The organism is Mycobacterium paragordonae, from assembly GCF_003614435.1.
GTDB lineage: Bacteria > Actinomycetota > Actinomycetes > Mycobacteriales > Mycobacteriaceae > Mycobacterium > Mycobacterium paragordonae.
The window spans coordinates 4,460,217-4,474,459 of sequence record NZ_CP025546.1; the positions used below are offsets into that span (position 1 = coordinate 4,460,217).

General features: G+C 66.3%; 14 protein-coding genes. 7 read left to right on the forward strand and 7 right to left on the reverse strand.

The features are described from left to right. Positions 1-27 precede the first annotated feature (27 nt). The 6 genes from C0J29_RS20175 (at position 28) to C0J29_RS20200 (ending at position 6,909) form a co-directional block, all read left to right on the forward strand. On the forward strand, positions 28-900 hold the full coding sequence (locus C0J29_RS20175; RefSeq protein WP_120793367.1) for a carbohydrate ABC transporter permease: 873 nt from the start codon (positions 28-30) through the stop codon (positions 898-900). Next, on the forward strand, positions 887-1,708 hold the full coding sequence (locus C0J29_RS20180; protein WP_120793368.1) for a carbohydrate ABC transporter permease: 822 nt from the start codon (positions 887-889) through the stop codon (positions 1,706-1,708). Before C0J29_RS20175 ends, C0J29_RS20180 begins: the two co-directional genes overlap by 14 nt. A gap of 257 nt (positions 1,709-1,965) precedes the next feature. Further along, entirely contained in the window at positions 1,966-3,285 is a 1,320-nt protein-coding gene (locus tag C0J29_RS20185) for an ABC transporter substrate-binding protein (RefSeq protein ID WP_242460494.1), read from the forward strand. A gap of 39 nt (positions 3,286-3,324) precedes the next feature. Beyond that, positions 3,325-4,059, forward strand: a complete 735-nt coding sequence (locus C0J29_RS20190) for a Crp/Fnr family transcriptional regulator (RefSeq protein ID WP_120793370.1) — start codon at positions 3,325-3,327, stop codon at positions 4,057-4,059. A 97-nt stretch (positions 4,060-4,156) separates the two neighbouring features. After that, complete coding sequence (gene hcp, locus C0J29_RS20195) at positions 4,157-5,839, forward strand: hydroxylamine reductase (protein ID WP_120793371.1); 1,683 nt, start codon at positions 4,157-4,159, stop codon at positions 5,837-5,839. Next, on the forward strand, positions 5,839-6,909 hold the full coding sequence (locus C0J29_RS20200) for a 2Fe-2S iron-sulfur cluster-binding protein (RefSeq protein WP_120793372.1): 1,071 nt from the start codon (positions 5,839-5,841) through the stop codon (positions 6,907-6,909). The genes hcp and C0J29_RS20200 overlap by 1 nt, the downstream gene beginning before the upstream one ends. Before the next feature lie 34 nt (positions 6,910-6,943). Here the strand turns inward: C0J29_RS20200 and C0J29_RS20205 are convergent, their stop codons facing one another. The 7 genes from C0J29_RS20205 to ddaH all read right to left on the reverse strand — a co-directional run bounded on the left by C0J29_RS20205 (position 6,944) and on the right by ddaH (position 13,665). Next, positions 6,944-7,561: a TetR/AcrR family transcriptional regulator gene (locus C0J29_RS20205; RefSeq protein ID WP_232004087.1), complete on the reverse strand. Its 618-nt coding sequence runs from the start codon at positions 7,559-7,561 to the stop codon at positions 6,944-6,946. Positions 7,562-7,571: 10 nt separating this feature from the next. Then, positions 7,572-7,796: a rubredoxin gene (locus tag C0J29_RS20210; protein WP_120793373.1), complete on the reverse strand. Its 225-nt coding sequence runs from the start codon at positions 7,794-7,796 to the stop codon at positions 7,572-7,574. Further along, positions 7,796-9,016, reverse strand: coding sequence for an alkane 1-monooxygenase (locus C0J29_RS20215; protein WP_120793374.1), 1,221 nt, complete (start codon positions 9,014-9,016; stop codon positions 7,796-7,798). Before C0J29_RS20215 ends, C0J29_RS20210 begins: the two co-directional genes overlap by 1 nt. A gap of 225 nt (positions 9,017-9,241) precedes the next feature. After that, entirely contained in the window at positions 9,242-10,117 is an 876-nt protein-coding gene (locus C0J29_RS20220; RefSeq protein ID WP_120793375.1) for a universal stress protein, read from the reverse strand. Beyond that, on the reverse strand, positions 10,114-11,559 hold the full coding sequence (locus C0J29_RS20225; protein ID WP_120793376.1) for an amino acid permease: 1,446 nt from the start codon (positions 11,557-11,559) through the stop codon (positions 10,114-10,116). Before C0J29_RS20225 ends, C0J29_RS20220 begins: the two co-directional genes overlap by 4 nt. Positions 11,560-11,578: 19 nt before the next feature. Further along, entirely contained in the window at positions 11,579-12,805 is a 1,227-nt protein-coding gene (rocD, locus tag C0J29_RS20230) for an ornithine--oxo-acid transaminase (RefSeq protein ID WP_120793377.1), read from the reverse strand. Then, positions 12,802-13,665, reverse strand: a complete 864-nt coding sequence (gene ddaH / locus C0J29_RS20235) for a dimethylargininase (RefSeq protein WP_120793378.1) — start codon at positions 13,663-13,665, stop codon at positions 12,802-12,804. The genes rocD and ddaH overlap by 4 nt, the downstream gene beginning before the upstream one ends. A gap of 127 nt (positions 13,666-13,792) precedes the next feature. Here ddaH and C0J29_RS20240 point away from each other — a divergent pair, with 127 nt between their 5' ends. Next, entirely contained in the window at positions 13,793-14,239 is a 447-nt protein-coding gene (locus C0J29_RS20240) for an Rv2324 family transcriptional regulator (RefSeq protein WP_065161961.1), read from the forward strand. The last annotated feature ends 4 nt before the right edge of the window (positions 14,240-14,243 follow it).

The window sequence follows — 14,243 nt, forward strand, 5'->3', positions numbered from 1 at the left end:
ACCGTATCGACCGGCTTTAATACATTCATGCCCGACGCGCCACGCCGTTCCACCGCGCTGGCCTATGCGCTGCTGGCGCCCAGCCTGTTCGGCGTCGTCGCGTTCCTGTTGCTGCCGATTCTGGTGGTGGTCTGGCTCAGCTTGTACCGCTGGGACCTGCTGGGACCGTTGCATTACGTGGGGTTCGCGAACTGGCGCTCGGTGCTGCACGACGGCGACTTCGCTGACTCGCTGGTGGTCACCGCGATCTTCGTCGCGCTGGTGGTGCCGGCGCAGACGGCGCTGGGGCTGCTGGCCGCCCTGCTGCTGGCCCCCCGGCTTCCCGGCAGCGGGTTGTTCCGGACGCTGTACGTGCTGCCGTGGATCTGTGCGCCGCTGGCGATCGCGGTGCTGTGGCGCTGGATTCTGGCCCCCACCGACGGCGCGGTCAGCACCCTGCTGGGCCGCCGCATCGAATGGCTGACCAACCCCGACCTGGCGCTACCGATGGTTTCGGCGGTGGTCATCTGGACCAACGTCGGCTACGTGTCGCTGTCGTTTCTGGCGGGTCTGCTGGCCATCCCTGAGGACGTCCACAACGCGGCGCGCACCGACGGGGCCGGTGTGTGGCAGCGGTTCTGGCGCATCACCCTGCCGATGCTGCGGCCCACCACGTTCTTTGTCCTGGTCACCGGGATCGTCAGCACCGCACAGGTTTTCGATACCGTCTATGCCCTGACCGGCGGTGGGCCGGAGGGCAGCACCGACCTGGTGGCCCACCAGATCTACGCCGAGGCGTTCGGTGCGGCATCGATTGGCCGCGCCGCGGTGATGGCCGTTATGCTGTTCGTGATCCTGGTCGGCGTCACGTTCGTTCAGCACCTCTACTTCCGCAAGCGGATCAGCTATGACCTGGTCTAGGGTGCCGTTGAGCCTGATCTACGCGGGGCTGATCGCCGGTGCACTGATCACGCTGGCGCCGTTCGCGCTTGGGTTACTCACCTCGTTCACCTCCGAGCACCAGTTCGCCACGGGTTCGCCGCTGCAGTGGCCGCATCCGCCGACCCTGAGCAACTACACCGACCTGGCCGGCGCCGGGTTCGGCCGGGCGGCGGCGGTGACCGCGCTGATGACCGCGGTGATCCTGTTGGGGCAGATGACATTCTCGGTGCTGGCCGGCTACGCGTTCGCCCGACTGCACTTTCCCGGGCGTGACGCCCTGTTCTGGGTCTATGTCGCGACGTTGATGGTGCCCGGCACGGTGACCGTGGTGCCGCTGTATCTGATGATGGCCCAAATGGGTCTGCGGAACACGTTCTGGGCGTTGGTAATTCCGTTCATGTTCGGCTCACCGTATGCAATCTTCCTGCTACGCGAGCACTTTCGGCTCATCCCCGATGACCTGATCAACGCCGCGCACCTCGACGGCGCCAACACACTCGACGTGCTGGTGCATGTGATCCTGCCGTCGAGCAAGCCGGTGCTGGCCGCGTTGACGATGATCACGGTGGTGTCGCAGTGGAACAACTTCATGTGGCCGTTGGTGATCACCAGCGGCCGCAAGTGGCGGGTGCTGACGGTGGCCACCGCGGACCTGCAGTCCCGGTACAACTCGCAGTGGACGCTGGTGATGGCGGCGACGACGGTCGCGATCGTGCCCCTGATCGTGCTGTTCCTGACGTTCCAGCGGCATATCGTGTCCTCGATCCTCGTCTCGGGGCTCAAATGAGCCCCCCTTTCGGCGCCGAGATTGCCGTCACGGCTGCCGATCGCGCGGAATCACGACCCTCCGGGCAATCTCGACGCGCCCGGGGGCTCAAGTGAACGGGCCGCCGCGGGTCGCGCGGGTCGCCTGGATCGCGCGGCCCGCTCGGGCCCCTCAGGCCGCCGAGATTGCCGCCACGGCTGCGGATCGCGCGGAATCACGACCCTCCGGGCAATCTCGACGCACCAGGTGCCCAAATGACGCCGCGCCAGGGGGCCCAAGTGAGAAGTAAGCCCCGGTTCTCCACACTGTTCGCCCTGGCGCTGACCCTCATCGCGGCGTTGCTGCTGACGACGGCGATGCTGATGGGCCGCTCCGGGGACAATGGCAAGATCGTGGTGACGGTGCGACTGTGGGCCGAACCCATCGCGCGGGTCTATCAGGAGTCGTTCCAGGCATTCTCGCGCACGCACCCCGACATCGAGGTGCGCACCAACATGGTGGCGTTCTCGAACTACTTCGACACCCTGCGCACCGACGTGGCCGGCGGCAGCGCCGACGACATCTTCTGGGTGTCCAACGCCTACCTCGATGCGTACGCGGACAGCGGTCGCCTGATCAAGATCGACGGCCCCAACCAGGGATGGGACCCAGCGGTCACCGAGCAGTTCACCCGCAACGGCGTCCTGTGGGCGGTACCGCAACTCACCGATGCCGGGATCGCGCTGTTCTACAACGCCGACCTGCTGGCCGCGGCCGGTGTCGATCCGGCCGTGTTGGACACGCTGCGCTGGAGTCCGGGCAGCGACGACACGCTGCGCGCGCTGTTGACCCGGCTGACCGTTGACGTCGACGGACATCTGGCCGGCACAACGGGTTTCGAGCCCCGGCGGGTGCGCCAGTGGGGATACAACGCCGCCAACGACCCACAGGCGATCTATCTCAACTACATCGGCTCGGCCGGCGGAGTGTTCCAGCGCGGCAACGAATTCGCGTTCGACAATCCCGAAGCGCTGCTGGCGTTCCGCTACCTCGTCGGCCTGATCAACACCGATCACGTCGCACCGCCGGCCTCCGACACCAACGACAACGGCGACTTCTCGCGCAACCAGTTTCTGGCCGGCAAGATGGCGCTCTTCCAGTCCGGGACCTACAGCCTGGCCGCCGTGGCACGCGACGCCACCTTCCATTGGGGGGTGGCAATGATGCCGATCGGGCCCAAGGGCCGCGTCAGCGTGACCAATGGCATTGCCGCAGCGGGCAATACGGCATCCAAGCACCCCGACGCGGTGCGTCAGGTGCTGGCCTGGATGGGCAGCAGCGAAGGCAATGCCTATCTGGGCCGCGAAGGCGCCGCCATCCCCGCGGTGCTCTCGGCGCAGCCCGGCTACTTCGCGTATTGGAAGGCCAAGGGCGTGGACGTCGCGCCGTTCTTCTCGGTCATGGGCGGACCGCGGATCCCGGCTCCCGGCGGTGCCGGGTTCGCCGCCGGGAACGAGGCACTGCAACCCTACTTCGACGAAATGTTCCTGGGCCGCGGCGATATCGCGGCGACGCTGCAGCAGGCGCAGACCGCGGCCAACGCCGCCGCCTCCCGCTAGGTGGCGCGAGCCGCCAGGCTGAGGCTAGCGTCGATCCCGATGAACAACGACCTACGCAAGGCCATCGCATCCGCCCCGATGTTCGGCGGACTGGACCCGGAGCACGTGGAGTTTCTGGCCGCGCAGAGCCGGCCCATCTTCCTGCCCGCCGGGCAGGTGCTGTTCCGCCGCGGAACACCGTCGACCGGGTTCTACATGGTGCGTGAGGGCCGGATGCAGCTTTCGGTGTCCAACTCCGAGGGCGTGATCAAAGTAGTCGAAATCTTGAGTCCAGGAAGCGCTTTCGGCCATGCGGTGATGTTCCTGCACGAGCCGTACCCGGTCGACGCCACCGCTCTGGCCGACACCCAACTGCTCTTCGTCCCCGCCAGCGCCGTTGACCGGGTGCTGGACAGCGATCCGGCGATGGCCCGCATCATGCTGGCCTCGATGGCACGCCGACTGCAGTCCAAAGTCCAGGACATCGCCATGCTGTCACTGCAGTCGGCCACCCAGCGGATCATCGCCTACATGCTCGGCGCGGCGGGGGCCGGGTCCTACCACCTGGCCGGCGGAGCGGATTCGTCGACCGCCCCCGGGCACGACTCCGCCAGCGTCGAGCTGCCGGCGCTCAAGCAGGTGCTCGCCTCCCGGCTCGGAATGACACCGGAGACCTTCTCCCGGGCGATCCGCACCCTCTCGGCCGAAGGGCTGATCCAGGTGAACGGATCCGTCGTCGAAATCCCCGACGTCAGCGCCCTGGACGCACATGCGCGCAGCCAGTCGATTCTGTGACCGCTGACACAGCCACCGCTTGATCTAGATCAAACCCCGCCTCGCCGCGTCTCCCTAGCGTGAGCTCATCAGCCGCTCACATCCACAGGAGACCCGCATGTTCTGCTACCAGTGCGAACAGACCGACCGCACCGATTCCCCTGATCGCCCCAACCTGTTGACCTTCGGCTGCGCCGCGAGCAAGGGCAACTGCGGAAAAGACGCCACCACCGCGGCGCTGCAGGACGTGCTGGTCCACGTGAACCTCGGCATCGGTCAGTACGCGCAGAAGGCGCGCGAACTCGGCTCTCCTGACCCGCAGTTCGCCGCGCACGCCAGCTTCGACCTGTTCACCACCCTGACCAACGTCAACTTCAACGCCACGCGGTTCATGTCGCTGATCGCCGAAGCCGCCCGCATGCGGGAGCAGGCAAAGCTGGCCTACGAGAACGCCGCCCGCACCGCCGGCGTGGAACCCGAAACCCTGTCCGGGGCGGCTCAATTCCTGCCGGCCACAACCATTTCCGAGGTGGTCGCGCAAGCCCTCGAGATCGGGGTCGACGCCGGACTGGACATCCTGGGTGCCGACGTGGTGGGCCTGCGTAACCTCAACCTCTACGGCCTCAAGGGTGTCTGCGCCTACGCCCACCACGCGCACGCGCTGGGCTATCGCAGCGACGAGACGGACGCCGGAATCGAAGCGAGCCTGGCGTTTCTGGCCGGTGGACCGTCGGACCCCGACGCGCTGCTGGCGCACGCCCTCGAGCTCGGTTCGTTGAATTACGCGGTGATGGCGATGCTGGACGAGGCGAACACCGGCAGCTTCGGCAGCCCGGTGCCCACTCCCGTGCGGGTCACCCCCGTCGTCGGCAAGGCGGTTCTGGTGTCCGGTCACGACCTGCACGACCTGGCAAGGATCCTGGAAGCCACCGAGGGAACCGGGATCAACGTCTATACCCACGGTGAACTACTGCCCGCCCACGGGTATCCCGAACTGCACAAGCACACCCACCTCATCGGCAACTACGGTGGCGCGTGGCAGGACCAGCAGCGCGACTTCACCGCCTTCCCCGGCCCCATCGTGATGACCTCCAACTGCCTCATCGAGCCGCGGCCGGCCTACCGCAACCGGATCTTCACCACCGGGCCGGTCGGCTGGCCCGGCATCCGCCACCTCGACACGGCTGAGCTTTCTCTGGTGATCAAGGCGGCACAGTCGCTGCCCGGCTTCACCACCGAGGTACCCGCCGAAACCGTCACCACCGGCTTCGGGCGCGATGCGGTGCTGTCGGTCGCCGACACGGTCATCCAAGCCGTGAAAGACGGTGCCATCAAACGTTTTCTGCTCATCGGAGGCTGCGACGGGGCCGCGCCGGGACGCAACTACTACACCGAGGTGGCCGACCATGCTCCCGATGACACCGTGCTGATGACGCTGGGCTGCAACAAGTACCGCTTCAACAGCCACGAATTCGGTGACATCGGCGGCATCCCGCGGCTGCTGGACATCGGGCAGTGCAACGACAGCTACTCCGCGGTGCAGATCGCCCTGGCACTCGCCGACGCCTTCGACTGCGGCGTCAACGACCTGCCACTGAGCCTGTTCGTGTCGTGGTTCGAGCAGAAGGCCGCGGCGGTGCTGCTGACACTGCTGTCGCTGGGAATCCGCAACATCCGGCTCGGCCCGACCCTGCCCGCGTTCCTCACCCCGGCCGTGGTGGGCATTCTCGTCGATAAGTTCGCACTCAAGCCGATCGGCGACCCGGCCCAGGACCTGGCCGACGCGATGGCGGGCGCCTGATGACCGAGATCGCCGACACCCCGGTCGACACCGAACTTCGGTGCTACGACGTCGTCCTGGTCACCCAGGAGGGCGTGCAGTCCACGATCCGATGTGACTCGGGGACAACGGTGCTCGATGCAGCCGAGGGTTCCGGCCTGGTGCTGAAGTCGGCGTGCCAGGCCGGTGGCTGCGGGGCGTGTTCGGCGGTGCTGTCCGAGGGGCAGGTGGAAATGGGCGATCATGATCCCGATGTCATCGAGACACCCGAAGAGGCGGGCGGAATCCTGTTGTGCCGCAGCTTTCCCCGGGCGGACTGCCGAATAGACCTGCCCTATGATCGCGGCCAGGTCGTCACCGCCCCGCCCGCATTGCACCGGGCGCGCATCGTCGGCCTGGACCTGGTGGCCGAGACGGTGATGCGGCTACGGCTTACCCTGCTGCCCGACGCCGACGGGTCCTGCTCCGCGGACTTCGAATCCGGCCAGTTCGTCCGCGTCACGGTACCCGGCACCGGGGCCCGGCGTGCCTACTCGCCGGCTAACGTCGCCAATTGGGATGGCGTGCTTGAGTTTTACATCCGGCTGCTCCCGGGCGGACTCATGTCCGAATACCTGATCGGCGCCGCCGCAATCGGCGACGAGTTGACCGTATCGAGCGCGAACGGCGATTTCGCTTTGGGCGAGAACGGACTTCGGCCCCGCTGGTTCATCGCGGGCGGCACCGGTCTGTCCCCGTTGCTGTCGATGCTGAGCCGGATGGCCGAGTGGGGAGACGCCCAGTCCGCGCGGCTCTTCTTCGGCGTCACCCGGCACACCGAGGTGTTCGGGCAGGACGAGTTGCGGGCGCTCACCATGTCGCTGCCGGACTTCCGGTTCGACACGGTCGTGTGGCATTCCGACCCCGAATGGCCGGGCGCCACAGGCAATCCGGTTGAGCTGGCCGCCGCGGAAGCAGCACTGCTCGACGAATGGCCGGACGTCTACGTGTGCGGACCGCCGCCGATGGTCGACGCGGCATATGCGGCGCTCACCGCGGTCGGCATACCTCGCGACCAGATCCACGCCGAGCGGTTCTCCGCCGTGCAGTAAAAGGCGCGTGGCGCGAGCAGGCTTGAGCCGTTACCTAGCCCGAGCGGATCGCGCTGAGGAACGGCGCCAACACGTGGGCAATGGTCTCCGCCGCGTCCTCGGTGCCGACCGGAGGGAGTGCGAGAAAGCTCAGCGCCGAACGGGCGATCGTCCGGCCGAGCACGGCCGCGTCGACGGCACCGGCCCCCACCCAGCTCCGCTGGAAAATCTCGGCAAGGTGTTCCGCGGCATAGTCGACGATGAATTGGCTTTCCACCGTGATCATTCTGAGCAGATCGTTGGGCGCGTCCTCGGTGCGCAGCGCCCGCACCAGCGGATCGGTGTCGGCGTAGCCGAAGAACTGACCGAATGCCGACCGCAGGGTGCCGTAGCCATCGCCCGGATGGTCATGGACCGCCGCTTCCATACCGGTGATGATGCTGTCGGTAAGCCGCAGCGCGTAATTGCGCGCCAGTCCTCGCCGGGTGCCGAACTCGTTGTAGAGCGTGCCCCGGCTGATTCCCGCCGCCTTGGCGACATCGGCCATGGTGATCGTCGACCACTTGCGTTCGACCAGCAACCGCTGCATCGCGTCGAGCACCCCGTTGCGCATCAGGGCGATGGCGTTGTTCTGATACGGACTTCGATTCCGCGGGGACGTCGGCTCAACCATCCAGTCGACACTATTGCGCATCGCGCTCGGCTCCTCTTGTCGATTGGGCTGTCGATTGGGCTGTCGATTGGGCACGCCTCGGGTTGAAGTCGAACTTCTCGCGGACGCCGCAGTCCGGGCAGCGCCAGCCGTCTTCCACGTCGTCCCAGCTGGTTCCGGCCGCATAACCCAGCTGAGGTGCGCCCATTGTTTCGTCGTAGGTGTAGTCACAGTCCGGGCACTTGTAGGCGGCCATCAACAGGCTCCGTACCGCGCGAGAACCTTGTCCCGCTGGCGCGGATCGATGTTGACCCGAGTGATGTCGCCGTCGTAGTGCTCGATGACCCGGTGGTCCATCAGCCGGCGCCACAGCGGCGGCAAGTAGGTCAACCCGATCAGCGTGGCGTAGCCGCTGGGCAGGTTGGGCGCACCGTCCATGCTGCGCAGGGTCTGATAGCGCCGCACGGGGTTGGCGTGGTGGTCGCTGTGCCGCTGCAGGTGGTACAGGAAGACGTTGGTGACGATGTGGTCGGAATTCCAGCTGTGCACCGGCGCGCAGCGCTCGTACCGTCCCGATGAGGTCTTCTGACGCAGCAGGCCGTAGTGCTCGAGGAAATTCACCGATTCCAGCAGCGAGGCACCGTAAGCAGCCTGGATAATCAGGAAGGGCAGCACCCGCCAGCCGAAAACGGCGGTCAGCGCGCCGAACAGCACCACAGACATCAACCACGCGTTCAGCACGTCGTTCTCAATATTCCACGGGGACTTGCCAAGTCGCTGCATCCGGGTCTTCTCCAGCTCCCAGGCCGACCTGAGTGAGCCGAAAACGCTGCGCGGCAGGAACATCCAGAAGCTCTCGCCGAAGCGCGCGCTGGCCGGGTCCTCCGGGGTGGAGACGCGCACGTGGTGGCCGCAGTTGTGTTCGATGTAGAAGTGCCCGTAAAGGGTCTGCGCGAGTGTCACTTTGGACAGCCAGCGCTCCAGGTCCTCGCGCTTGTGGCCCATTTCGTGAGCCGTGTTGATACCCACCCCGCCGATGACGCCCATCGTCGCCATCACGCCGATCTTGGAGATCAAGCCCAGACCACCGCTGATCCCCAGCCAGCTCAGGTCATCGGCCGACCAGAGGTAGCACGCCACGATCAGGCTGGCGAACTGCAGCGGAATGAAGGCGTAGGTGCAGTACCGGTAGTACCGGTCGTTCTCCAGGTAGTCGATCACCTCGTCCGGCGGATTCTGATCGTCGGCGCCGAAGAAAGTATCGAGAATCGGCAGCAACACGTAGAGCAGGATCGGCCCTACCCACCACACCGCCGGCGTGGCCGCGGTCCACCCCAGCGTGCCGAACAGCCAGGCGGCACCGACCGCCACCAGCAAGGACGTCGGCAGAATCAAGCCCAACGGCCACAGATAACGCTTGCGATCCCGCCATACCGCGACGTCAGCGTCGGGACTCAGCCTTGCGATGTTCGCCATCGCGAACCTCCTCAACTCATCATCAGGGCCCCCTAGACGTCGTCGTCCGCTAATGAACATATCAGCTGATTTGTTCAACCCATGCATGAATTTCTGCATATGTTCAAACCCGGGAGAGAAGCTGACGGCGTTGACCTGCGGAGGGAAGCGACCTCGCCGTGAGCGACGAAGGGTGCATTACGCGGTGTCGACACACACCGACTCGTGGCCTGCCAAGGCCCGACGTCAGCCGGGCAGCACCAGCACCGGCACCGGACTGTGCCGAATGATCTTGCCGCTGCGCACCCCGAGAAACACCCGCCGGAGGTCACCACTCGGCGATGTGCCCAGCGTGAGGATTTCGCCGTCGACCCAGTCCGCCCGGTGCAGCGCCTCCAGCCAGCTGTGACCGGTAATCACCTGCAAGGCAACGTCATTGCCGATGACGCCGTCAATCTTCAAGGCGCCCAGCGTGTCTCGCGCCTGCGCTGCCCACGCCTCCAGGATGCTGTCCTCGGCGTCCAGCCCGACGTCCGGCGGATACATCGTGCGCCCGCGGACGGCGAAAGTCATGATGCGCAACGGTATCTGCATCCGCTCGGCGTACTCCGCGCAGCGGCTCACCACGTCGACCGACTGCGGGACGGCTGAGTACGCACAGGTGAGTCGGGTCAATCGACCGGTGCGCGACTGGTATCCCGGAGAGCTGATCGCCACCGGCACCGGCGAGGAGTGCAGCAGCGAGTCTGCGGTGGTGCCGACCATGTGCACCGGCCCACTGCTGGGCAACGACCCGAGCACCAGGATCTCGGCCCCGACTTCCTCGACCACTTCGGCCAGCCCCCTCGACACCGACCGATGTGCCCGCTGGCAGTAGTTGACCTCCAGGCCTTCGACCAGCGGCATCAGGTAACTACGGACTTCGTTGGCGGAGTTCTCCGCCAGATGCCGGGTCCAGTGCTCGTATTCGGCGTCGACCCGCGCCAGTGACGGTGTGGGCCAGGATTGGGGAACGACGGTGGCCACCGTCAGCGAGGTCTGCAGCGTGCGGGCAATGCCGATAGCCAGGTACAGACCCGAAAGCCCGACCTTGTCGGCGCGGTACCCGACGCAGACGGTCACGGCGGATTCTCGTTCAGGGCGCTGTGATGCCGCCCCCACACGAAGTAGTAGATCAGCGCCACCGCGATCCACCCGCTGAACGCCAACCAGGTGTACCAGTGCAGGCTGGCCAGGATGTAGCCGCAGGCCATCACCGAAAGCACTGGCGTGACGGGGTATCCGGGCACGCGGAAGCCGCGCGGCAGGTCGGGTTCGCGCACCCGCAGGATGATGACGCCGACCGACACCACGATGAACGCGGTCAGGGTGCCGATGGACACCATGTCCGCCAGCTTGTCCAGCGGCACGAACGCGGCCAGCAGTCCCGCCGCGACCGCGACGATCACGGTGTTGTTGACCGGGGTCATGGTGGTCGGGTTCACCGTCGCGAACCGGGTGGGCAACAACCCGTCACGGCCCATCGCGAACAAGATGCGCGTCTGGCCGTACATGGTGACCAGGGTGACGGTGAAGATGGAGATCACCGCTCCCGCGGCCAGTACCGTGCCGGCCCACCGACTGTGCGTGACGTTGTCGAGGATGGTCGCCAGGCCCGCGTTTTCCTGGGCGGCGAAGGCCTGCCACGGCTGCGTGCCGAGCGCCGACAGCGCCACGAGCAGGTACACGCCGGTGACCACCACCAGTGCCGAGATCAGCGCACGCGGCATGGTCTTCTGCGGGTCCTTCACCTCGTCGCCGGCGGTCGAGACGGCGTCCAGGCCGATGTAGGAGAAGAAGATGGTGCCGGCCGCCGTGCCGATGCCCGCGACACCGAACGGCGCGAAGTCCTTGAGGTGGTCGTCGTTGAAGGCCGTGAAAGCGATTACCGCGAACATTCCCAGCACGCCGAGCTTGATCAGCACCATGATGGTGTTGACCTTCGCCGATTCACTGGCGCCACGGATCAACAGCAGCGCACACATGACGATCAGGATGACGGCCGGCAGGTTCACCCAGCCGTGGGAGACACCCGGTGGCGTCGTGTCCCACGGCGCCGCCGACAACGCATGCGGCAGTTCCGCTCCCAGCAGGTTGTGCAGCAGCTTGTTGAGGTAACCGCTCCACCCGACGGCCACCGCGGCGGTGGCCACCCCGTACTCCAGCAGCAGGCACGCGGCCACCACCATGGCCACCGCCTCCCCCAGCGTGGCGTAGGCGTACGAGTACGACGAACCCGAAACCGGTACGGCCGAGGCCAATTCGGCGTAGCAGATGGCGGCAAGCCCGGCCGCGATGCCGGCCACCAAAAACGACACCAGCACGCCAGGGCCGGCCTCGGGAACCGCTTGGGACAGCACGAAAAAGATTCCGGTGCCGACGGTCGATCCGACTCCGAACAGGGTCAGCTGGAAGGTGCCGAAACTGCGCTTGAGCTCGGGAGCGGCTCCCTGAGCGACGGGTGCGCCACCTACCGGGCGGCGGCGCAGCATTTGCTCCTTGAGGCTGATCGAAGTGGCCGGCAACTGCGCTCCCCTCGCTGTGTCAGCTCAGTATGGCCTCTCGCAGCACATCGGCGAAGTGTTCCACCACCCATTCGATCTCCGCGGCGGTGATCACCAGCGGCGGCGCGAAACGCAGTGTCCAGTCGTGAGTGTCCTTGACCAGCACCCCGCGCTCGGCCAGTCGCAGGCTGATCTGCTTGCCGGTGCCAAACTCCGGGTCGATATCGACACCGGCCCACAAGCCGAAACCGCGCACCGAAGTCACCCCGTTGCCGAGCAGCGCACCCAACCCCTCGTGCAGGTGCGCGCCCAATTCGGCCGAGCGGGCCTGGAACTCCCCCCGCGCCAGCATGCCCACCACGGTGGTGCCGATCGCCGCCGCCAACGGGTTACCGCCGAACGTCGAGCCGTGCTCACCGGGATTGAGCACCCCAAGCACGTCGCGGTCGGCGACCACGGCTGACAGGGGAACCACGCCTCCGCCCAGCGCCTTGCCGAGTAGGTACACGTCGGGCACCACGCCCCAGCGGTCGCAGGCGAACGTGTAGCCCGTGCGCGCCAAACCCGACTGGATCTCGTCGGCGATCATCAATACGTTGTGTTCGCTGCAGAGCGCGCGTACCGCGGACAGGTAGTCGTCCGGAGGCACGATGATGCCCGCCTCGCCCTGGATCGGCTCCAGCAGCACTGCGACGGTGTTGTCGTCAATCGCCTGAGCCAGCGCGGCGGCGTCACCGAACGGCACGGAGCGGAAGCCGGGTGTGAACGGGCCGAATCCCCCACGCGCCACCGGATCCGACGAGAAACTGACGATGCTGATCGTGCGACCGTGAAAGTTGTTGTCGGCCACGATGATGTTGGCCTTGCCGGCTGGGACGCCCTTGACTTCGGCGCCCCACTTGCGGGCCACCTTGAGACCGCTTTCGACGGCCTCGGCGCCCGAGTTCATCGGCAGCACCATGTCCTTGCCGCAGAGATCGGACAGCGCCGCGCAGAAGGGGCCCAGGCGGTCGGAATGGAACGCGCGGCTCACCAGCGTGACGGTGTCGAGTTGGGCGTGCGCCGTCGCAATGATCTCGGGATGACGGTGTCCGAAGTTGACCGCGGAATAGGCAGCCAGGCAGTCCAGGTAGCGGCGGCCGTCGACGTCGGTGATCCAGGCTCCCTCAGCGCTGGCGGCCACCACCGGCAGCGGTGAATAATTGTGCGCTGCATGCCTTTCCACCAGCGCGATGGACGTGTCGGTCAGGTCGGCCAATACCGTCATGAGTGCACCTCCAATGTGCAGCACTTCACCGAACCGCCACCCTTGCGTAGTTCGGACAGGTCGACTCCGATCGGCTCGAAGCCGGCGGCACGTAACTGATGGGCGAAACCCGTTGCCGCAGCGGGTAGTACCACGTGGCGACCGTCGGACACAGCGTTGAGCCCGAACAGATAGGCATCGGCGGTGCCGACGATGATCGCGTCGGCGAACAACGCCCGCAACTGGGTCTGGGCCGATTCGCTGAACGCCGGTGGGTAGTAGGCGATGGTGTGCTCGTCGAGAACGGCCAGCGCGGTATCCAGGTGGTAGAAGCGCGGGTCGACCAACTCGAGCGACACCACCGGCATCCGCAATGACGCCGCGATCTCGGCGTGGGCCCGCGGGTCGGTGCGAAACCCGTAGCCCGCCAACACCATATCGCCGATCAGCAGCAGGTCGCCCTGCCCTTCATTGACGTGACGCGTGGACACGGGCCGGTATCCGACGGAGGACATCCAACTCGCATACGCCTTGGACTCGCCGGCGCGCTCGGTGAAGCGGAACCGGGCGACGACGGCGATGTCGTGAGCGATGAACCCGCCGTTGGCGGCGTACACCATGTCCGGCAGGCCCGCGACCGGCTCGACGACATCCACCCGGTGGCCCAGCCGAATGTAGGTCTGGCGCAGCCGCTCCCACTGCGCCGTCGCGCGACCCACGTCGACCGCCGCGCCGGCGTCCATCCACGGATTGATGGCGTATTCGACGGCGAAGAAGGTGGGCGGTGTCATCGCGTAGTGGCGGGCGGTCGGTGTCCGTTCGGCCGGCGTGGCGGGCCGGATCCCGGGCACCGACCGAGCGTCAACATAGTTGTCCGTCATAAATATCAACGCTATGGGGCGGATTTGGCGCAAGCAAACGAAGTACATTGCGCATTTACCATCGATATGTTGCGCTAGGCTTTCCACGACAGTGATTTGTTGCGTCATGCCGAGATGGAGGTTCCGAGTGGACCGTCTGGACGACACCGACGAGCGCATTTTGGTCGAACTCGCCGAGCATGCCCGGGCCACCTTCGCCGAGATCGGTCAGAAAGTGAACTTGTCCGCGCCTGCGGTGAAGCGCCGGGTCGACCGGATGCTCGACAGCGGGGTGATCCGGGGCTTCACCACCGTCGTGGACCACAACGCGCTCGGCTGGAACACCGAGGCGTACGTGCAGGTGTTCTGCCACGGCCGGATTGCGCCGGAGAAGTTGCGCGAGGCGTGGGTGGACATCCCAGAGGTGGTCAGCGCGGCCACCGTGACCGGCACCTCGGATGCGATTCTGCACGTCCTTGCCCGGGATATGCGGCATCTGGAGGCCGCCCTGGAACGCATCCGGTCCAGCGCCGACATCGAGCGCAGCGAAAGCATCGTGGTGCTGTCCAACCTGATCGACCGGATGCGGCCCTAGGCGG

What these genes read in the sequence shown, in the direction of transcription:
- C0J29_RS20175 (WP_120793367.1), top strand. Translation starts at nt 28, where the DNA reads ATGCCCGACGCGCCACGCCGTTCCACCGCGCTGGCCTATGCGCTGCTG.
- C0J29_RS20180 (WP_120793368.1), top strand. Translation starts at nt 887, where the DNA reads ATGACCTGGTCTAGGGTGCCGTTGAGCCTGATCTACGCGGGGCTGATC.
- C0J29_RS20190 (WP_120793370.1), top strand. Translation starts at nt 3,325, where the DNA reads ATGAACAACGACCTACGCAAGGCCATCGCATCCGCCCCGATGTTCGGC.
- hcp (WP_120793371.1), top strand. Translation starts at nt 4,157, where the DNA reads ATGTTCTGCTACCAGTGCGAACAGACCGACCGCACCGATTCCCCTGAT.
- C0J29_RS20200 (WP_120793372.1), top strand. Translation starts at nt 5,839, where the DNA reads ATGACCGAGATCGCCGACACCCCGGTCGACACCGAACTTCGGTGCTAC.
- C0J29_RS20205 (WP_232004087.1), bottom strand. Translation starts at nt 7,561, where the DNA reads ATGGTTGAGCCGACGTCCCCGCGGAATCGAAGTCCGTATCAGAACAAC.
- C0J29_RS20210 (WP_120793373.1), bottom strand. Translation starts at nt 7,796, where the DNA reads ATGGCCGCCTACAAGTGCCCGGACTGTGACTACACCTACGACGAAACA.
- C0J29_RS20215 (WP_120793374.1), bottom strand. Translation starts at nt 9,016, where the DNA reads ATGGCGAACATCGCAAGGCTGAGTCCCGACGCTGACGTCGCGGTATGG.
- rocD (WP_120793377.1), bottom strand. Translation starts at nt 12,805, where the DNA reads ATGACGGTATTGGCCGACCTGACCGACACGTCCATCGCGCTGGTGGAA.
- ddaH (WP_120793378.1), bottom strand. Translation starts at nt 13,665, where the DNA reads ATGACGGACAACTATGTTGACGCTCGGTCGGTGCCCGGGATCCGGCCC.